The sequence below is a fragment of the Sphingomonas sp. genome (genome assembly GCF_017744835.1).
Lineage (GTDB): Bacteria > Pseudomonadota > Alphaproteobacteria > Sphingomonadales > Sphingomonadaceae > Sphingomonas.
Map to the genome: position 1 here is coordinate 447,490 of NZ_JAGIAM010000003.1, position 19,620 is coordinate 467,109.

20 protein-coding genes and 1 tRNA gene are annotated in these 19,620 nt (G+C 68.2%); 17 read left to right on the forward strand and 4 right to left on the reverse strand.

Annotated features, from left to right (window positions below; genetic code table 11):
* Positions 1-44 precede the first annotated feature (44 nt).
* Positions 45-275 carry a type II toxin-antitoxin system ParD family antitoxin gene (locus J7500_RS09910; RefSeq protein ID WP_367112975.1) on the forward strand — a complete coding sequence of 77 codons (231 nt, stop codon included), beginning with the start codon at positions 45-47 and terminating at the stop codon, positions 273-275.
* Positions 272-595 (forward strand): type II toxin-antitoxin system RelE/ParE family toxin, encoded by a 324-nt coding sequence (locus J7500_RS09915; RefSeq protein ID WP_294061543.1) that lies wholly within the window; start codon positions 272-274, stop codon positions 593-595. The genes J7500_RS09910 and J7500_RS09915 overlap by 4 nt, the downstream gene beginning before the upstream one ends.
* Before the next feature lie 13 nt (positions 596-608).
* Here J7500_RS09915 and J7500_RS09920 read toward each other — a convergent pair whose 3' ends face one another.
* On the reverse strand, positions 609-2,087 hold the full coding sequence (locus J7500_RS09920; RefSeq protein ID WP_294061544.1) for a glycerol kinase: 1,479 nt from the start codon (positions 2,085-2,087) through the stop codon (positions 609-611).
* Between the two features lie 127 nt (positions 2,088-2,214).
* Between J7500_RS09920 and J7500_RS09925 the strand changes: the two genes are divergently transcribed.
* Positions 2,215-2,607: a glycine zipper 2TM domain-containing protein gene (locus tag J7500_RS09925; RefSeq protein WP_294061545.1), complete on the forward strand. Its 393-nt coding sequence runs from the start codon at positions 2,215-2,217 to the stop codon at positions 2,605-2,607.
* 73 nt (positions 2,608-2,680) lie between these two features.
* Here J7500_RS09925 and J7500_RS09930 read toward each other — a convergent pair.
* A tRNA-Cys gene (locus tag J7500_RS09930) sits at positions 2,681-2,754 on the reverse strand.
* 166 nt (positions 2,755-2,920) lie between these two features.
* Here J7500_RS09930 and J7500_RS09935 point away from each other — a divergent pair.
* Entirely contained in the window at positions 2,921-3,421 is a 501-nt protein-coding gene (locus tag J7500_RS09935; protein WP_294061546.1) for a hypothetical protein, read from the forward strand.
* Here J7500_RS09935 and J7500_RS09940 read toward each other — a convergent pair.
* Complete coding sequence (locus tag J7500_RS09940) at positions 3,418-3,711, reverse strand: hypothetical protein (protein ID WP_294061547.1); 294 nt, start codon at positions 3,709-3,711, stop codon at positions 3,418-3,420. The genes J7500_RS09935 and J7500_RS09940 overlap by 4 nt on opposite strands.
* A 227-nt stretch (positions 3,712-3,938) precedes the next feature.
* Between J7500_RS09940 and J7500_RS09945 the strand changes: the two genes are divergently transcribed.
* From J7500_RS09945 to J7500_RS09995, 11 genes are all read left to right on the forward strand, one after another.
* A complete protein-coding gene (locus J7500_RS09945; protein ID WP_294062156.1) occupies positions 3,939-4,622 on the forward strand; it encodes a protein-L-isoaspartate O-methyltransferase in 684 nt (227 codons plus the stop codon).
* 17 nt (positions 4,623-4,639) lie between these two features.
* The gene (locus J7500_RS09950; protein WP_294061548.1) at positions 4,640-6,211 is read left to right on the forward strand and encodes a TolC family outer membrane protein; all 1,572 of its coding nucleotides are present in this window, start codon (positions 4,640-4,642) and stop codon (positions 6,209-6,211) included.
* Positions 6,212-6,250: 39 nt separating this feature from the next.
* A complete protein-coding gene (locus tag J7500_RS09955) occupies positions 6,251-6,712 on the forward strand; it encodes a DUF2497 domain-containing protein (protein ID WP_294061549.1) in 462 nt (153 codons plus the stop codon).
* Between the two features lie 259 nt (positions 6,713-6,971).
* Complete coding sequence (locus J7500_RS09960) at positions 6,972-9,026, forward strand: S9 family peptidase (protein WP_294061550.1); 2,055 nt, start codon at positions 6,972-6,974, stop codon at positions 9,024-9,026.
* A 141-nt stretch (positions 9,027-9,167) separates the two neighbouring features.
* Positions 9,168-9,752 (forward strand): hypothetical protein, encoded by a 585-nt coding sequence (locus tag J7500_RS09965; RefSeq protein WP_294061551.1) that lies wholly within the window; start codon positions 9,168-9,170, stop codon positions 9,750-9,752.
* A gap of 88 nt (positions 9,753-9,840) precedes the next feature.
* Positions 9,841-12,516 (forward strand): valine--tRNA ligase, encoded by a 2,676-nt coding sequence (locus J7500_RS09970; RefSeq protein WP_294061552.1) that lies wholly within the window; start codon positions 9,841-9,843, stop codon positions 12,514-12,516.
* Positions 12,517-12,592: 76 nt separating this feature from the next.
* Positions 12,593-14,038 (forward strand): MATE family efflux transporter, encoded by a 1,446-nt coding sequence (locus J7500_RS09975; RefSeq protein WP_294061553.1) that lies wholly within the window; start codon positions 12,593-12,595, stop codon positions 14,036-14,038.
* 17 nt (positions 14,039-14,055) lie between these two features.
* On the forward strand, positions 14,056-15,042 hold the full coding sequence (hemB, locus tag J7500_RS09980) for a porphobilinogen synthase (protein ID WP_294061554.1): 987 nt from the start codon (positions 14,056-14,058) through the stop codon (positions 15,040-15,042).
* Positions 15,039-15,590, forward strand: a complete 552-nt coding sequence (locus tag J7500_RS09985) for a GNAT family N-acetyltransferase (protein WP_294061555.1) — start codon at positions 15,039-15,041, stop codon at positions 15,588-15,590. Before hemB ends, J7500_RS09985 begins: the two co-directional genes overlap by 4 nt.
* A gap of 143 nt (positions 15,591-15,733) precedes the next feature.
* Positions 15,734-16,639 (forward strand): fructose bisphosphate aldolase, encoded by a 906-nt coding sequence (locus J7500_RS09990; protein ID WP_294061556.1) that lies wholly within the window; start codon positions 15,734-15,736, stop codon positions 16,637-16,639.
* Positions 16,636-17,037, forward strand: a complete 402-nt coding sequence (locus J7500_RS09995) for a putative quinol monooxygenase (RefSeq protein ID WP_294061557.1) — start codon at positions 16,636-16,638, stop codon at positions 17,035-17,037. The genes J7500_RS09990 and J7500_RS09995 overlap by 4 nt, the downstream gene beginning before the upstream one ends.
* Before the next feature lie 4 nt (positions 17,038-17,041).
* Here J7500_RS09995 and J7500_RS10000 read toward each other — a convergent pair whose 3' ends face one another.
* Positions 17,042-17,791: a DUF72 domain-containing protein gene (locus J7500_RS10000; protein ID WP_294061558.1), complete on the reverse strand. Its 750-nt coding sequence runs from the start codon at positions 17,789-17,791 to the stop codon at positions 17,042-17,044.
* Here J7500_RS10000 and thiE point away from each other — a divergent pair.
* Positions 17,790-18,482 carry a thiamine phosphate synthase gene (thiE, locus tag J7500_RS10005; protein WP_294061559.1) on the forward strand — a complete coding sequence of 231 codons (693 nt, stop codon included), beginning with the start codon at positions 17,790-17,792 and terminating at the stop codon, positions 18,480-18,482. The two genes, J7500_RS10000 and thiE, sit on opposite strands and share 2 nt — an antisense overlap.
* Positions 18,483-18,567: 85 nt before the next feature.
* The gene (locus J7500_RS10010; RefSeq protein WP_294061560.1) at positions 18,568-19,584 is read left to right on the forward strand and encodes a L,D-transpeptidase; all 1,017 of its coding nucleotides are present in this window, start codon (positions 18,568-18,570) and stop codon (positions 19,582-19,584) included.
* Positions 19,585-19,620: the final 36 nt, after the last annotated feature.

Genomic DNA, 19,620 nt, shown 5'->3' on the forward strand with positions numbered 1-19,620 from the left:
TTGCCAATTTTTGCCATTGATGGCATGTTGCGCGCATGGCTACGATGAACATTTCGCTGCCCGATGTGCTCAAATCCTTCGTCGACGAGCAGGTCGCGGACCGCGGTTATGGCACGAGCAGCGAGTATGTCCGCGAACTGATCCGACGCGAGCGCGACAAGGAAGAATTGCGGACGATGCTGTTGGCCGGCGCCAATTCCGGGCCTGGCCGGCTGGTTGACGATGCCTACTTCGCCGAGCTGCGGGCACTGGCGCGGGACGAAGCGGCGGAGTGAAGCCCAAGCCGCTGCGAATTCTGCCCCAAGCGCAGGACGATATTGCAGGCGCAGTGGCTTTCTATCGTCATGAGGCCGGCGGGGATGTGGCGTTGCGCCTCGTGGAAGCAGTTGCCCAGCAGCTCGAAGCGATAGCGCAAAGTCCCGGGCTTGGTTCGCTGCGTTATGCCGTGGTCTTGCGCATCGATGGCCTGCGTTGCGCGAGACCCGGGCGCTTCCCCTATCTGCTATTCTATCTGGAGGGCCCGGAGGAGATCCAGGTCTGGCGAATGCTCCACAATCGGCGCGACATCCCCGCGACGCTGCAGGAAAGCGATTGAGCGCCTCGATCGGTTAGCTGCGGATCACGCCTTCCACGGCGTGCTTCCAGCCTTGGAGACGTGCCTCGCGAGCACTGACATCGAGGCCCGGCTCGAACACCGTACCCGTACCCCGCATCGCCGCTGCTTCCTCCAGCCCGGCGAACATCCCGCAGCCGACGCCCGCGAGCATCGCCGCGCCCAGCGCGGTCGTTTCGGCGAAGTCGGGGCGGTCCACCGGGATTCCGAGGATGTCGGCGAGGTCCCGCGCGATCCAGTCGTTGGCCACCATGCCGCCGTCTATGCGCAGCCGCGCCCAGTCGGCGCCGTCGGCCCAGAAGGCCTGTTTGAGGTCGTGGCTCTGGTGGGCCATCGCCTCGAGCGCGGCGCGGACGATGTGCGCACGGGTGGTGGCGAAGCTGAGGCCGGTGAGCGCGGCGCGCGCCTCGGGTTCCCACCAGGGTGCGCCCAGGCCGCTGAGCGCCGGCACCAGATAGGCGCCGCCATTGTCGAGGACCGAGCGGGCGAGCGCCTCGGTCTCGGGGGCGGTGGCGATCAGACCCACCGAGTCGCGCAGCCACTGGATCAGGCTGCCCGCGACGAACACCGCGCCTTCGATCGCATAGGTGCGGCGCCCGCCGAGCTGCCACAGCACGGTCGCGAGCAGGCGGTTCTTCGATGAAGGCGGGGCGGTGCCGGCATTGGCGAGGATGAACGCGCCGGTGCCATAGGTCGCCTTGGTCTCGCCCCTGGCGAGGCAGGCCTGGCCGATCGTCGCTGCCTGCTGGTCGCCGGCCAGCCCGCAGATCGGGATCGCGCCGCCGAACAGGCTGGTGGTGCCGAAGCGGCCGGCGCAGTCGACGATCTCGGGCAGCGCGTCGCGCGGGGCGGAGAACATGGCGAGCAGCCCGTCGCTCCAGCCGCCTGAGCCGAGGCCCATCAGCAGCGTGCGCGAGGCGTTGGTCGCGTCGGTGACGTGGAGGCCGCCCCGATTCTCTTTGGCGGTAAGCTTCCACACCAGCCAGCTCTCGATCGTGCCGATCGCGAGTCGATCGCCGGCTTCGCGCAGCTGCGGCCAGTTGGCCATCGCCCAGGCGATCTTGGTGCCGGAGAAATAGGGGTCGAGCAGCAGCCCGGTGCGCGCCTGGACGCCCGGCTCCTCGCCGGCCTCGCGCCATTCGCGGCACATCGCGGCGGTGCGCCGGTCCTGCCAGACGATCGCGGGGGCGAGCGGCTCGCCGGTGGTCTTGTCCCAGAAGACGATCGTCTCGCGCTGGTTGGTGATGCCGATCGCGGCGATGGCGTCCGCGCCGCCGGCCTTCTCGACCATCGTCGCGGCGCAGGCGCGGGTCCGCTCCCAGATCTCGGCCGCGTCATGCTCGACCAGCCCAGGTGCGGGATAATGCTGGGTCAGCTCCGCGGCCTGCCAGCCCAGGCACTTGCCCGAAGGCTCGAACAGCATCGCGCGAGTGGAGGTGGTGCCTTCGTCGATGACCAGCAGCAGTTCGCCCATGCGGCGCAGGCTAGCCCGGAAGATTGCGCATTAACAATGGCTAACGGGTGCGTTCAGGGGCGCTCCACGCGACTCGTGGCACAAGCGTCTTCGATGGAGGCAGTCGAAGCCCCCGAAGGAGGACGAGATGAAGAAGCACCTGATCACCGCAGCGCTTGCCGCGAGCGTCACCATCGGCGGCATGGCTGCCACGCCGGCCGCGGCGCAGCGCTACGGCGGCGGCTATTACGACGGCTATCAGCGCGACTATCGCGACGGGTACCGCGACGGCTATCGCCGCGATTACCGCCAGGGCTATCGCAGCTATCGCGACAACCGCTCGTATCGCTATCGCTATCGTCGCTGCAGCGACGGCACCACGGGCACGATCCTGGGTGCGATCGCCGGCGGCCTGCTCGGCGGCGAGATCGGCCGCGGCAACTCGTGGCGGGGCCGCAGCACCACCGGCACGATCGTCGGTGCGGGCGTGGGTGCGCTCGCCGGCCGCGAGATCGAGCGGGGCGGCAGCCGCTGCCGCTAATCTGCAGAAACATTCAGGAAAGGCGTCTGCGCTAAACCGCAGGCGCCTTTTTCGTTTTGGGGGAACATGGAGATGGAGGCCCGAGCCGGAATCGAACCGGCGTATACGGATTTGCAGTCCGCTGCGTCACCACTCCGCCATCGGGCCATCCGATATGGTGAGGCGCGCCAATGCGCTGCCGGATCGCCTCGTGTCAACTCCTAGGTTCAAGTCACGCCGACTGTGCCGTTATGAGGCGCATGCTCGGCGCATCGATTGCGGCGAGGGGAAGATTCGCTAATCATTACGGCTATAAACAATACCGGGGGGCATTGTGGTCGCAGACGAAAATTCGCCCGCAGGGCGTGCGGTTAGGGCATGGGACACGGTCGCGGAGCGGCCCGAGCTGCTGTCGCCGCCGCGCGACGGCGCCTTTGCCGCAATCGCCGAGCTGGCCGCCAACCGCTGCGGCACCGCGATGGCGATCGTCAACCTGACCGATGCCGAGGGATTCTGGTCGGAAGCAGGCGGGGGTTCGCCCCGCCAGCCGGTGAGCACGTCGGTGTTCGTCCGCCCGGGCACGACTCCGCGCCACGCCGAGCCCGGCCTGCTCGCCGATCCCGAGACTGCGATGGAGAATTCGGTGCCCTTCTACGCCGCCGTGCCGATCGCGGCGGGGGAGGGGCGCAAGCTCGGCATGCTCGCCGTGCTGGACGAGTCGGTCCGCGACATCGACGCGCCGACCATCGCCGACCTCAAGCTGCTCGCAAGGCTGGTGACCGAGTCGCTCGAGCTGCGCCTCACAGCCAAGGCCGAGCTCGAAGCGCGCGGCTAGCCGCGGCCTGGGTGCCGGCGCTGCATCGCCTGGAGCGCCGCGAAGCCGCTCTGCGTGATCACCGTATCGCGGAAGCAGGGTGCGCCGTCGCGCATCACGATCGCCTCGTACATCACCAGGCCCGCGTCGCAGAGCGCTTCCATCACCGTCAGCAAGTGACGGTCGCCGTCGGGGCCGGTCAGCCCGAAGGCGAGGGCATCGGCGTCGCGGGGCGCCGGCCACCAGTCCACCAGATGCTCGAGCACCCGGCGCGCGATCGGCGAAACCAGAGGGTCGCTGCCCTGCTCCATCATGCCTTTCCTGCGTTCAGCGTCCGCTGCGGCGTTAATCTTTCTTTACTCTGCCGTAACCTTTCTCAACAAAAGGTTAACGCGAGGCGATCCCGGTGCCGCCAATCTGCGCCTTGTGGCGGCACCGGCGCAAGTCGCTTGGCGATCACGCTGCACCGCGATAGAAGCGCAACGACTTCAACAAGTGTATTGCGCAGCTAATACGGCTGTGCCAGATAGCCGGAGTGATGATGGCCCTTTCGGTCGACCCTGCGCCCGCCGAGGCGAACCGCTTCGAGGCGATGCGCCACGCCATGGTGGCGAGCCAGCTGCGCACCAACGCGGTCAACGACCCGCGTGTGGTCGAAGCGATGTCCAAGGTCCCGCGCGAAGCCTTTCTGCCGACCGAGCATCGCGCGATCGCCTATCGCGACACGCTGCTGCCGCTCGTCGGCGGCCGGCGCCACAATTCGCCGCTCGCCACGGGCCGGCTGATCACCGAGGCGCAGGTCCAGTCGACCGACCATGTCCTGCTGGTCGGCGCAGCCGGGGGCTATGCCGCGGCGGTGCTCGCGCTGCTCGCCAAGTCGGTGGTGGCGCTGGAGGAAGAGGATGCGCTCGTCGCGATCGCGCGCGGCGGTCTCGCGGGGGAGGCGAAGGTCGAGCTGGTGCAGGGGCCGCTCGCGGCCGGCTGGCCGGCGGCTGCGCCCTATGACCTGCTCGTGATCGACGGCGCCGTCGAACATATCCCGGACACACTGGTCGAGCAGGTCAAAATCGGCGGCCGTGTCGTCACCGGCGTGATCGACCGGGGCGTGACCCGCCTCGCCAAGGGCCGCCGTACCGAAGGGGGCTTCGGCCTCCGCGATTTCCTCGATATCGAATGTGCCGAACTGCCTGGTTTCCGACGCCTACGGACCTTCCAATTCTGAACAAGAAGAAGACGCTGATGCGATTTTGCTCTCTTTTCCTGGGCGTCAGCCTGACCGCGCTCGCCATGCCTGCCGCCGCGCAGACCACGACCACGCGTCAGGGCACCTCCACTCCGGTGACGGTCCGCACCGCCGCGCCGGCTCCTGCGCCCGCGCCCGACACGACGCTGCGCGACGCGCTGGTCCAGGCGTACAACACAAACCCGGACCTGCAGGCCGAGCGCGCCAACCAGCGCGCAAATGACGAGAATGTGCCGATCGCACGTTCGCGCGGGCTTCCGGGCGCCGACGCCACCGGTTCGGTGAGCTCGAGCCTGTACAATACCGACGCCAACACGATCTCCCCCTCGCGCCAGGGCCAGCTCGGCATCAACCTGTCGCAGCCGGTCTACAGCGGCGGCGCGGTGCGCAATTCGGTCCGTGCGGCCGAGACGCGAGTCGAGGCCGGCCAGGCGAACCTGCGCGGCGCCGAGTCGGACGTCTTCACCCAGGCCGTGACCGCCTATGTCGACGTGATCCGCGACGAGGCGATCGTCCGCCTCAACCAGCAGAACGTCCATGTCCTGGAAGTGAACCTCCAGGCCACGCGCGACCGCTATGAAGTGGGCGACCTGACTCGCACCGACGTCGCCCAGTCCGAAGCGCGACTCGCGCTCGCGCAGAGCCAGCTGCGCAGCGCCGAGGCCCGGCTGATCGGCAGCCGCGAGAACTACATCCGCGTCATCGGCTCGCCCCCGGGCGTGCTCGCGCAGCCGACGCCGCTGCCGAACCTGCCCGAGGACGTGGTGACCGCCGAGCAGATCGCGCTCGCCAACAATCCGTTCCTCGAAGCCGCGCAGCTCGCCCGCGACGCGAGTCGCTATGACGTGAGCGTCGCGCGTGCCGGCCGCCTGCCGCAGGTGAGCGTGGGTGTGGGCGGCAGCTACTACAATTACCTCGGCTCGCTTCCGGCCAGCCAGGCGGCGCTCGGCGCTAACAGCGACGGCCTGTCGACCACGATCGGCGCGCAGGTCTCGCTGCCGCTGTTCCAGGGGGGCCGCCCGGCCGCGCAGGTCCGCCAGGCGCAGGCGCGCCAGGCCGCGGCGATCGAGCAGGTGACGCTCACCGAGCGCGGCGTGGTCGCCCAGGCACGTTCGGCCTTCGCCGCCTATGAGAGCGCGCTCAAAGTGATCTCCTCGTCACGCGTCGCGGTGGAAGCCAACCGGCTGAGCCTCGAGGGCGTCCGCGCCGAGAACAGCGTCGGCACGCGCACCATCCTCGACATCCTCAACGCCGAGCAGGAACTGCTCAACGCGCAGGTCAACTATGTGACCGCCGAGCGCGATGCCTATGTCGCGGGCTTCACGCTGCTCGCGGCGATGGGCCGTGCCGAGGCGAAGGACCTGGGTCTGGAGGGCGGTCCGCTCTACGATCCGGCTGCCAACTACAAGCGCGTCCGCCGCAGCTGGAGCGACTGGAACGACGATCCGGAACCCAAGCCGGTGGGGACTCCGACGCGCGATACGCCGGCCCAGGGAGCCAATGTGACCTCTGGCGGGTTGGACCCGCTGTTGCAGCGCCCCGTTGACACGAACGGCTCGAATCCCTGATTGAGACGGCCGGGGCCATTTGAGGAGAAGGTGCCGGCTATGGGGGATATCAGCGCCGAGCCTTCGATGGAGGAGATCCTCTCCTCCATCAAGCGCATCATCGCCGAGGAAGGCGATGCGGCAGTCGGCGCGCGCGCGCGCCGCAGCCGCGCCGCGCCTGCGCCCGTCGAAGAGGCCGAGGCTCCCGAGGACGAGGGCACGCACGAAGTGCTCGAGCTCAGCCAGGCCGTGGCCGACGAGCGCGCGAAGCCCGCCGCGCCCAAGCCGCGCACCGCGCCCGAGCCGATCCTTTCCCAACAGGCGGTGGAGGCGACTCGCCAGCCGCTCGAGGCACTGTCGCGCATCGTCGTGAAGCCCGAAGTGCCTGGCTCGGACACGCTCGAGGGGCTGGTCCGCGAGCTGCTCAAGCCGATGCTTCGCGATTGGCTCGACGCCAATCTGCCGCAGATCGTCGAGGCGATGGTCGCGCGCGAAATCTCCCGGATCACCGGCGGGCGCTGAGCCCGGCCGGGACTTTCCTGCGCACCGATATCTTCGTCACCCCGGCCTGGTGCCGGGGTTCACTTGTCCGCGAGTCATGCGGTGCGATTGCGGTTCGTCGGGTGCCGGCTGCGGCGTAGAGGCACGAGCCCGCGCGGCATGATCCGCCTGCACGGTGGCCCCGGCACAAGGCCGAGACGATCAAGAAGGGGCGGGCGCGGCGCGAAAGCCCTTGAACATATATTGCGCACGGCCCGCCGCTTTGCTCTATCTCGCTGCCATGAAGCATCTCCTGCTCGCGGGCGTCGCGCTCGCCTTCACTGCCGCGCCGGCCGCGGCCCGGGACATCACCATCCAGGACGTGGTCACGCTCTCGCGAGTCGGGGCGCCCGCAGTCTCGCCCGACGGGCATTGGCTCGTCTGGCAGCAGCGCGAGACCGATCTCGCGGCCAACAAGGGGCGCTACGATCTCTGGCGGCTCGACCTGACGAAAAAGGGCGCCGCGCCCGAGAAACTGGTCGCCGAGGCCGAGGTCAACGAGACCAGCCCGCAATTCTCGGCCGATGGCAGGACGATCTGGTTCCAGTCCGACAAGGGCGGCGAGGATGCGGTATGGGGTGTCGCGGTGACCGGCGGAACGCCGGTGCAGCTCGGCCATATCCCCGGCGGCTTCAGCGGCTTCAAGGTCGCGCCCACCGGCGACAAGCTGCTCGTCTGGGCCGACCGCAAGCCTGGCGCGCCCAGCCTCGAGCCGCCGGTGGTCAAGAAGGACCCCTATGCCGGCTCGGGCCGCGTCTATGACCAGCTGTTCGTGCGCCATTGGGACACCTGGGCCGACGGCAATCGCTCGCAGCTCTTCGTGCTGCCCTTCGGCGCGCAGGGCGCGACCGGCAACGGCACGCCGATCGTCGGCCAGCTGATCGGCGACACGCCGTCGCGGCCGTTCGGCGGCGGCGAGGAGCTGAGCTGGTCCCCCGACGGCAAGACCGTCTATTTCGCGCTGCGCGAGGCGGGGCGGATCGAGCCGACCTCGACCAACCTCGACATCTTCGCCGCACCCGCGGACGGCTCGACCGCGCCCGTGAACCTCACCGCCGATAATGACGGCACCGACACGCTGCCCACGGTATCGCCCGACGGCAAATGGCTCGCATGGGCATCGATGGCGCGCGCGGGATATGAGTCGGACCGGCAGGTTCTCAAGCTGCGCAACCTCGCGACCGGCGAAGTCCGCGCGCTGACGCAGGACTGGGATCGTTCCGTCGCGTCGATCGCCTGGGCGCCCGACGGCAAGCGCATTTACGTCACGGCGATGGATACGCAGGAAGAGCCAATCTTCGCGGTCGACCCGACGAGCGGCAAGGTCACGCGGCTGACCGGCGAAGGCGCGGTCTCCGCGGTGGTGCCGACCAGGAACGGCGTCGTCTATTCGATGAACAGCCTCACCGCGCCGGACGACTTCTTCCGGCTCTCTGGCACGAAGAGCGAGCGGCTGACTTCGGTCAACGCGGCACGGCTCGCGGGGATCGAGATGCCCAAGGTCGAGCGCTTCAGCTTCACCGGCGCGAACAACGACAAGGTGTGGGGCTATGCCGTACGCCCGACCGCGCTCGCCGAGGGGCAGAAGGCGCCGATCGCCTTCGTCGTCCATGGCGGGCCGCAGGGATCGAGCAACAACAGCTGGTCCTATCGCTGGAACCCCGCGGTGTTCGCCGGCGCCGGCTTTGCGGTGGTCTCGGTCGATTTTCACGGATCGACCGGATACGGGCAGGGCTTCACCGACGCGATCCGCAACAATTGGGGCGGGTGGCCGCTCGAGGACCTGCAGAAGGGTCTCGACGCGGCGACGGGCAAGTTCGCATGGCTCGATTCGGACAAGGCTTGCGCGCTCGGCGCTTCCTATGGCGGGTTCATGATGAACTGGATCGAAGGCAAATGGCCCGACCGGTTCAAGTGCATCGTCCAGCACGACGGCGTCTTCGACGCGCGCGCCATGGCCTATGAGACCGAGGAGCTGTGGTTCGACGAGTGGGAGCATGGCGGCAAGGCCTATTATGAGGACCCGCAGGCCTTCGAGCGCTGGAACCCGGTCAACCATGTCACCGAATGGCGGACGCCGCAGCTCGTCATCACCTCCGAGCGCGACTTCCGCATCCCCTATACCCAGGGGCTCGCGGCATTCACTGCGCTCCAGCGCCGCGGCATCGACTCGCGGCTGCTCGTCTTCCCCGACGAGAACCACTGGGTGCTCAAGCCGCGCAACTCGCTGCAATGGTATGGCGAAGTGCTCGGCTGGCTGAACCGCTGGACGGGCAAGGCCGAGGCCGGGCGCTGACGCGGCAGGTGGCGACGAGGCGTCGCGCGGGCTCGACGAAGCGCTCGCGCCGACGCCGCTCCGGCTTCGGATTTCATCCTGCGTTCAGCTTGGCGGACTAGCTTCGGCGCTCCCTGTTCGACAGCTGAGCGGAGGATATCCATGCGCAAAATTTCGAAGCTGGCGGGTGCCGGCCTCGGTCTGATCCTGCTCACCGGCGGCGCTGCCGCGGCGCAGGAAATGCGGACCGTGAAGCTGGCGGTGCCGGAAGGTTCGGTGGTCCAGGTCCGCTACACCGGCGACCAGGCGCCGCAGGTATCAGTGGTGCCGATGCAGCGCGTCGCCGTGCCAGTGGTGATGGCCGATCCGATCGCGGCGCGATTCGCCGAGTTCGACCGAGTCTTCGACGAGATGGACCGGCAGATGGCCGCGATGATGCAGCAGGCGCAGATGCTCGCGCGCCAGCCCGCGGCCGCCGGGGTCAGGCCCGACACCGCGTCGCTGGCCAGGATGCCTGCGGGCGGCACGGTGCGCTATACCTATGTCTCGACCAGCAGCGGCAACGGCACGGGCTGCACCCAGTCGGTTCAGATGATTTCTTATGGCGCCGGCGCGGAACCCAAGGTGGTGTCGCAGAGTTCGGGCGACTGCTCGGCGGTGGGAAATCCTGTGATCAAGGCTTCGGCTCCGCCGGTTCCCGCCGCGAAGCCGGCACCGCGCAAGACGGTTGACCGCAACACCGTGTAGAACTTCGGGCTCTCGTCCAGTCCAAGGAGGCGGTCCCTTCGGGGGCCGCCTTTTCATTTCCGCGAGGCCCCGGTAGAGCCGCCGCACCATGACCGAGCTTCCCAAGACCTTCGACCCCGCCGAAATCGAATCCCGCTGGTATCAGCATTGGGAGGAGGGCGGCCTGTTCGCGCCCGAGCGCCCCGGCGCCGATCCCTGGACGCTGGTGAACCCGCCGCCCAACGTCACGGGCAGCCTGCACATCGGCCATGCGCTCGACAACACGCTGCAGGACGTGCTGGTCCGCCACGCGCGGCTGAAGGGCAAGGACGCGCGCTGGGTGGTCGGCACCGATCACGCCGGCATCGCGACGCAGATGGTGGTCGAGCGCCAGCTCAACGAGCGCCAGCAGAAGCGCACCGACTTCACGCGCGAGGAATTCGTCGCGAAGGTGTGGGAGTGGAAGGAAGAGAGCGGCGGTACGATCACCCGCCAGCTCCGCCGGCTCGGTTGCTCGATGGACTGGGCCAACGAGCGCTTCACGATGGACGAGGGCTTCTCCAAGGCCGTCCTCAAGGTGTTCGTCGAGCTCTATCGCCAGGGCCTGCTCTATCGCGACAAGCGCCTGGTGAACTGGGACCCGGGCCTGGGCACCGCGATCAGCGACCTCGAGGTCGAGACGCGGGACGTCAAGGGCAGCTTCTGGCACCTGCGCTACCCGCTCGAGGATGGCAGCGGCTTCATCCAGGTCGCGACGACGCGCCCCGAGACGATGCTCGCCGACATGGCCGTGGCGGTGCACCCGGACGACGAGCGCTACACGGCGCTGGTCGGCAAGAAGGTGCGCCTGCCGATCACCGGCCGGCTGGTGCCGATCGTCACCGACGAGCATGCCGATCCCGCGCTCGGCTCGGGCGCGGTCAAGATCACGCCGGGGCATGACTTCAACGACTTCGAGGTGGGCAAGCGCGCGGGCATCAAGCCGGGCGAGATGCTCAACATGCTCGATGCCAAGGCGCAGATCGCCCAGACGAGCGACGGGCTGATCCCCGAGGAACTGCTCGGGCTCGACCGGTTCGAGGCGCGCAAGCTCGTCGTCGAGCGGCTCAAGGCCGAGGGCTTCCTCGTGCCGCACATCGACAAGGAAGGCGTGGAGCACGACGCCGAGCCGCGCACCATCGCGACGCCCTTCGGCGACCGTTCGGGCCAGGTGATCGAGCCCTGGCTGACCGACCAATGGTATGTCGACGCCGCGACGCTCGCCAAGCCGGCGATCGAGGCGGTCCGCTCGGGCGCGACCAAGGTCGTGCCGAAGAGCTGGGAAAAGACCTATTTCAACTGGATGGAGAACATCCAGCCCTGGTGCGTGAGCCGCCAGCTTTGGTGGGGGCACCGGATTCCGGCGTGGTTCGCGGAGGACGGCAGCGTGTTCGTCGCCGAGACCGAGGAAGAGGCGCAGGTCCAGGCGGGGCAGGGCGTTGCGCTCACCCGCGACAACGACGTGCTCGACACCTGGTTCTCCTCCGCGCTCTGGCCCTTCGCGACGATGGGCTGGCCCGACGAAGACGTGAAGGCCAAGGGCCGCTACCCGAACGATGTGCTCATCTCGGGCTTCGACATCCTATTCTTCTGGGATGCGCGGATGCTGATGCAGGGTTTGCACTTCATGAAAGAAGTGCCGTTCAAGACCCTGTATCTCCACGGCCTGGTGCGCGCCGCGGATGGGCAGAAGATGTCCAAGTCCAAGGGCAACACGGTCGATCCGCTGGGTCTGATCGACAAGTACGGCGCCGATGCGCTGCGCTTCTTCATGGCGGCGATGGAGAGCCAGGGCCGCGACATCAAGATGGATGAGAAGCGGATCGAGGGCTATCGCAACTTCGCGACCAAGCTCTGGAACGCCGCGCGCTTCTGCCAGTCGAACGGGATCGGCGCGAGCACTACGCTGGAGCCGCCCGCGGCGAGCCTCGCGGTCAATCGCTGGATCGTCGCCGAGACCGTCGCCACCGTCCAGGCGATCGACCTCGCGCTCGCCGAGCTGCGCTTCGACGAGGCGGCGAACGCGATCTACCAGTTCGTCTGGAGCCGGTTCTGCGACTGGTATCTCGAGCTGATCAAGCCGGTGCTGCAGGGCGAAGGCGCGGAAGGCGCCGACGAGACCCGCGCGGTCGCGGGCTGGGTGCTCGACCAGATTCTGGTCATGCTCCACCCGTTCATGCCCTTCATCACCGAGGAGCTCTGGTCCAAGATGGGCCCGCGCGAGCACGAGCTGATCGTCGCGAAGTGGCCGATGGCCGACGCGCGCGCGCTCGATCCGGCCGCCGCGCAGGAAGTCGACTGGCTGATCCGGCTGGTGAGCGAGATCCGCGCCGCGCGCACCGAGCTCAACGTGCCGCCGGGCGCGCGGCTGCCGGTCCATGTCCGCGACGCCTCGGCCGAGACGGCGGCGCGGCTCGCGCGGCAGGAGGCGGCACTGGCTCGCCTCGCGCGCGTCGACCAGGCGAGCGGCGATGCCCCCGCGGGCGGCGCGCTCCAAATCATCGTCGACGAGGCGACCTTCGTGCTGCCACTGGGCGACGTGGTCGACCTTGAAGCCGAGCGCGCGCGGCTGACCAAGGCGATCGCCGCGGCCGAGAAGGACCGCGACGGGCTCGCCGGCCGGCTGAACAACCCCAGCTTCGTCGAACGCGCCAAGCCCGAAGCCGTGGAGAAGGCGCGTGCGGACCACGCCGAAAAGGCCGCCGAGGCCGAACGGCTGGCCGCGGCGCTGGCGCGGCTGGGTTGATCCATTCCGTCATCTCCGCCTTCGCGGGGATGACGAATGGGCGGAACTCCAAAGCGCCGGGAGAGTAGGGGGAGCCATGCCGGGACCAGCCAATCGCCGCGACCTGACGCAAGGTCCCATCGGCCGCACGCTCCTGTTGTTCGCGCTGCCGACGCTCGGCTCGAACATCCTCCAGTCGCTCAACGGCTCGATCAATTCGATCTGGGTCGGCCGCTTCCTGGGCGAGCAGGCGCTCGCCGCGACGAGCAACGCCAACATCATCATGTTCCTGATGTTCTCGGCGGTGTTCGGCTTCGGCATGGCGGCGACGATCCTGATCGGCCAGTCTATGGGCAGGCGCGACGTCGAGGCGGCACGGCGCGCCTTCGGCTCGGCGGTCGGCCTCGTCATGGCGGGCGCAGTGGGCATCGCCATCCTCGGCTGGCTGCTCGCACCGCAGATCCTGCACCTGCTAGCGACCCCCGGCGACGCGCAGGCGATGGCGCTGGCCTATCTGCGCGTAATCTTCCTCGGGCTGCCCTTCTCGATGCTCGGCGTGCTCATCCAGATGAGCCTGCGCGGCACGGGCGACGCGGTGACGCCGCTATGGTTCATGGTGCTCAGCGTGCTGATCGACTCGACCTTCAATCCGCTGCTGATCGCGGGCATCGGGCCGTTCCCGCGCATGGGGATCGCGGGTTCGGCGACCGCGACGCTGCTCGCCGGGATCGTCTCCTCGGCCGGGCTGCTCGTCTATGTCTATTGGCGCGACCTGCCGATCCGCCTGCGCGGCCACGAGCTGCGCTATTTGATCCCCGAGCACGCGCTGATCCGCACGATCATCGCCAAGGGCCTGCCGATGGGCGCGCAGATGCTGGTCATGTCGACCGCCGGCATCACCATGATCGGGCTGGTCAACCGGCTCGGCGTCGATACCGCTGCGGCCTATGCCGTCTCGCAGCAGCTCTGGACCTACATCCAGATGCCGGCGATGGCGATCGGCGTCGCCGTCTCGAGCATGGCGGCGCAGAACATCGGTGCCGGCCGGTGGGACCGCGTCGGCGCGATCACGCGATCGGGCCTGGTCTACAACACGATCATCACGCTGGTGGTGATCGTTGCGATCATCCTGTTCGATCGCCCGGTGATGGCACTGTTCCTGGGCGGCGAGAGCCCGGCCATCGCAATTGCGCGGCACATCCAGCTCCTCGCGAGCTGGACCTTCGTGATGTTCGGCGCGACGATGGTGATCTTCTCCACCGTGCGCGCCAACGGCGCGATGGTGCCGCCGCTGATCATCCTGGCGATCACGCTGTTCCCGATCCGCATCGGCTTCGCGCTGCTCGGCCAGCGCTGGTTCGGCACCGACGCACTGTGGCTGTCCTTCCCGATCGGGTCGCTCTGCTCGCTGGTGCTGGCGGTCCTCTACTATCGCTATGGCGGTTGGCGCAGCGTGGTGCTCGAAGTGCCGCCCGAGCCGGAAGCCGAGGAACAGGCGCACGCCGCGACCGAGCCTGCGGGACGCTTGCAACCCACGGGCTGAGGGCGCATCTGCCGCGCATGAGTCACTATCCTGTGCTTCGCCTGCGCCGCACGCGCGCCGCCGCCTGGAGCCGCCGGCTCCATGCCGAGACGGTCCTGACCCCCGCCGACCTGATCTGGCCGCTGTTCGTCACCGAGGGCGACGCGGAGGAGCCCATCGCCTCGCTCCCCGGCGTGTCGCGCTGGGGGCTGAAGGGGATCGTCGAGCGCGCGCGCGAGGCCCGTGACCTGGGCATCCCCTGCATCGCGCTCTTCCCCAACACGCCGGCGAACCTGCGCAGCGACGACGGACGCGAGGCGCTCAATCCGGACAATCTCATGTGCCGCGCGATCCGCGCGATCAAGGATGCGGTGCCCGAGGTCGGCGTGCTCACCGACGTCGCGCTCGATCCCTATACCAGCCACGGCCATGACGGAATCGTCGACGAAGCCGGCTATGTCCTCAACGACACCACCGCGGCGGTGCTGACCGACCAGGCGCTGGTCCAGGCCGAGGCGGGGTCGGACATCGTCGCGCCTTCGGACATGATGGACGGCCGCATCGGCCTGATCCGCGCCGCGCTGGAGGCGAACGGCCACGTCAACGTCCAGATCATGGCCTATGCCGCCAAATATGCGAGCGGCTTCTACGGACCCTTCCGCGACGCGGTCGGCAGCCGCGGGCTGCTCAAGGGCGACAAGAAGACCTATCAGATGGACCCGGCCAATGCCGAGGAGGCGCTGCGCGAAGTGGCGCTCGACCTGGCCGAGGGCGCGGACAGCGTGATGGTCAAGCCCGGGCTACCCTATCTGGACATCATATTGCGTGTGAAGAGCGAGTTCCAGGTGCCGGTTTTCGCGTACCAGGTCTCGGGCGAATATGCGATGATCGAGGCTGCCGCCGCGGCCGGCGCAGGCGACCGCGAGGCGCTGGTGCTCGAGACGCTGATGGCGTTCAAGCGCGCCGGCTGCTCGGGCGTGCTGACCTATCATGCACCGCTTGCCGCGCGGCTGCTGGGCGCGTGATCGAGAGCGAACGGCTGATCCTGCGCGTGCCCGAGCCGCGGCATCGGGCCGCGCTCCATGCGATGTGGGCCGATCCGGAAGTTATGGCGGACCTAGGGCCCGTGAAGGACGCCGCTGCGAGCGATGCGGTGCTGGCGAAGCACGACCGGTACCGGGCGCAGGGCCTCGGCTTTCTGGCGGTCGAACGACGCGAGGACGGCGCGGTGATCGGCTTCTGCGGGCTCAAGCCCGGCGCCGAGGAGACGCCGATCGAAGACGAGCTGGAGATCGGCTGGATGCTCGCCGTGCCCTATTGGCACCGGGGCTATGCCCGCGAGGCTGCGGCCGCGTGCATCGAATGGGCCTGGGCGAACACCGATGCCGCGCGCGTCGTCGCGATTACCTCGGCCCGCAACGCGAAGAGCAGAGCGCTGATGCTGCGGCTGGGCATGGCCTATGTCCCAGGGCTGGATTTCCACCATCCGCTGTTCGCGGCCGACGACCCGCTGGGCGACACCGTGACCTACGCGATCGATCGGCCGTTCACGCAAGCAAATCATCGCACGTAACGGTCGCCGGGCCGCTGGCTATCGTTGTCAGCCTTCCGTGTCGCGATTCTCGCTGCAATAGCGAAATGGTTTCAAGACGAATCGGAGCGCGGCCCGTGGTGGCGCGTTTCGGCTCGCGACCTGACAACCGGCTGGAGAACGCAATGAACGCTTCCGAGATGACCGCCAAGATCGCCAACGGCAAAGGCTTCATCGCCGCGCTCGATCAGAGCGGCGGCTCCACGCCCAAGGCGCTCAAGGGTTATGGCATCGACGAAGGCGCCTGGTCGAACGACGCCGAGATGTTCGACCTGATCCACCAGATGCGCAGCCGCATCATCTCTTCGCCTGCCTTCACCGGCGACAAGGTGATTGGCGCGATCCTGTTCGAGCGCACGATGGACGGGCAAGTGGGCGGCAAGCCCACTCCGCAGGCGCTGATCGACAAGGGCGTGGTGCCCTTCATCAAGATCGACAAGGGCCTCGAGGCCGAAGCCAACGGTGTGCAGCTGATGAAGTCGATGCCCGAGCTCGACGCGCTGCTCGTTCGCGCCCGCAACCTCGGCGTGTTCGGGACCAAGGAGCGCTCGGTGATCAATCTCGCCAACCGCGAGGGCATTGCCGCGATCGTCGCGCAGCAGTTCGACGTCGCGCGCCAGGTGCTCGCCGCCGGTCTGATGCCGATCATCGAGCCCGAGGTGAACATCAAGAGCCCCCAGCGTGCCCAGGCCGACAGCATCCTGCTCGACGAGCTGCTCAAGGTGCTGGACGCGCTGCCCGGCGACGACAAGGTGATGCTCAAGCTCTCGATCCCCGCCGAGGCCGGACTGTTCGACCCGCTGGTCGCGCATCCGCGCGTGCTGCGCGTGGTCGCGCTTTCGGGCGGCTACAAGCGGCCCGAGGCATGCGCCGAGCTCGCCAAGAACCGCGGCATGATCGCGAGCTTCAGCCGCGCGCTGCTCGAGGACCTGCGTCACCAGATGAGCGACGCCGAGTTCGACCAGGCGCTCGGCGAGGCGATCGATGAAATCTACGCCGCTTCGACCGACAAGGTCGCGGTGCCGGCGTGATCAGCGCGCGCCGCCCCGTGCTCGCCGGCCTGGCGATCGCGATGCTGGGCGGCGCCGCCTTTGCGCAGGAGGCACGCGCGATGGAAGAAACGCTCCCCACTTTCGGAATGATCGGCAAGATCAAGGCGCAACCCGGCAAGCGTGCCGAGCTGGTCGGGCTTCTCACCAGCGGCACCGAGTCGATGCCGGGGTGTTTCGCCTATCTGATCGCCGAGGATGCCAAGGACCCCGACGCGATTTGGATCACCGAGATCTGGGACAATGCGGCCAGCCATGCGGCGTCGCTCCAGCTTCCGGCGGTCCGCGCCGCCATTGCCAAGGGTCGCCCGCTGATCGCGGCGTTCGAGATCAGCGCCGAGACGCGGCCCGTGGGGCGGCTGACTCCGCCGCCGCGCTGAACGCCTATCGCATCGCCTGCGCCACCATTGCCTTGAGCGTGAGCGCGTCGTCGATCGCGGCGCCTTCGGTGTCGTTGTTGAAATAGGCCCAGACCTCGCGACCGCCGCGCGCCTCGGCGGCGATCCAGTCCGCAGCGGCGAGCAGCGCCTCGTCCGCGTAACGGCCCCAATATTTGCCCTGGCCGCCGTGGAAGCGGAGATAGGCGGCCGGGCCGACGGCCAGGCGCGGGCTTTCCAGCCCCGGCATGTCGTGCGCGCAGAAGCCGGCGCCGTGGCGTGCGAGCAGCGCGAACACTGCGTCGTCGTACCAGCTCTTGTCGCGGAATTCGAAGACGTTGGTGACGTCCTTTGGGATGAGTTCGAGGAAGCTCTCCAGCCGCTCGAGGTTGAGCCGGAAGCGCGGCGGGAGCTGGTAGAGGATCGGCCCCAGCGTCTCGCCCAGGTGCCGGAAGGGCGGCATCATCCGCTGCAGCGGTTCCTCGCAGTCCTTGAGCTTCTTGGCCTGGGTGAGGAAGCGATTGGCCTTCACGGCATAGCGAAAGCCGGGCGGCGCCTGCGCTGCCCAGGCGTCGAAGGTCTCGGCTCTGGGCAGGCGATAGAAGCTGTTGTTGATCTCGACGGTGTCGAAATGCTCGGCATAGAAGGCGAACCACTTCTTGACCGCGAGCTTCTCGGGGTAGAAGCGGCCACGCCAATGGCGGTAGATCCAGCCCGAACAACCGATGCGGACCGCCGCGAAACCGGAGTGAGACATGAACGATCCCGAAACTGACCTCGACGCCGACAACGCGCTGGAGGGCTTTGCGGATCAGTTCGTGCGCGACGATCGCCGGCCGCCGTGCCAGCTCTACCTGATTTCGCCGCTCGAAGTGGGCGGGACCTTTCCGGACCGATTGGCGCGCGCGCTCGATGCCGGGCCGGTTGCCGCCTTCCAGTTCCGCGTGAAGGACGTCGACCAGCATCAGGCGGCGCGGCTCGCCGAGCCGCTCCAGCGCATCTGCGCGGAGCGGGAGGTCGCCTTCATCGTCAACGACAGCGTGAGCCTGGCGAAGCGCCTCGGCGCGGACGGCGTGCATCTGGGGCAGGACGACGGCGACGCGCGCGAGGCGCGCTCGATCCTGGGGCCGACGGTGCAGATCGGCGTCACCTGCCACGACAGCCGCCATCTGGCGATGGAAGCGGGCGAGGCAGGGGCGGACTATGTCGCCTTCGGTGCCTTCTACCCGACCACGACCAAGGAGACCCGCCACAAGCCCGAGCCGGCGATCCTCAGCTGGTGGACCGCGCTGTTCGAGCTGCCCTGCGTCGCGATCGGCGGGATCACCCCTGCCAATGCCAAGCCGCTGATCGACGCAGGGGCGGATTTCCTTGCCGTATCGAACGCCGTGTGGGGCGGCGACGAGGCTGCGGCGGTGAAGGCTTTCCACGCGCTGCTCGGGGGCTGACGCCTCCGCGCGCGGCGGCGGCGAGGAAACATCCGCGCATCGGCTTCGTTCTTCTGGCCAACCTTTGTAGGTCAGGAGCTTGCCCTTGCGTAAATCCATTGGTGTCGCCGTTCTGCTCGCTTCCATCGCGTTCGCGCCGCTCGCCGCCGAACCCGAGTCCAAGGCACCGAAGGAGGGCAAACCACCGATCGACTGGACGGTGATGCACGCGCAAGTGATCCTCGATTCGCTCGGCTTCTCGCCGGGGATCGTCGACGGGCGCGAAGGCCAGTCGCTCACCGCGGCGCTCCGGGCGTTTCAGGAGACGCGCAACCTTCCCGTGACGGGTGAGCTCGACCGCGCGACGCTGGGTGCGCTCCACGCCTATCGCGAGCGCCGGCCGCTGGCGCAGGTGAAGATAGAGAATGCGTGGCTGCAGGGCCCGTTCATCAATCCGCTGCCAAAGGAGCCGGAGGACCAGGCGAAGCTGCCCGCGCTCGCCTATACGCGCCCGCTCGAGAAGCTCGCCGAGATGTTCCACACCACGCCCGAGGTGCTGGTCGAGCTCAATCCCGGCGGCGGCACGATCAAGCCGGGCGCCACCTTCCGCTTTCCCAATGTCGTGACGCAGTCCCGCGACTATCAGGGCGACTGGAAGCCAGAATGGCGCCAGACCCTGAGCGACCTCAACGTCGACGCGCGCCAGCCCAAGGCCGATCATGTGGTGGTCGACAAGTCCGAGAAGGCGCTCAAGGTCTATGATGCGGAGAACCGGCTGGTCGCGCAGTTCAGCGCCACCATGGGCAGCCAGCACGATCCGCTCCCGATCGGCACATGGAAGATCAACGCCGTCGATACCAACCCCAAGTTCCGCTACAATCCGGACCTGTTCTGGGATGCCGATGCCGACGACAAGAAGGCGCTGCTGCCGGCCGGGCCCAACGGGCCGGTGGGCGTGGTGTGGCTCGATCTCTCCAAGGAGCATTACGGCATCCACGGCACGCCCGAGCCGCAGACGATCGGCCGTACGCAGAGCCATGGCTGCATCCGCCTGACCAACTGGGACGCCGCCCGGCTCGCGCTGATGGTGAAGCCCGGCACCCAGGCCGTGTTCCAGGAGTAGCGCGGTGCTGCGGCGGCTGGCGTGGGGGGTAGGACT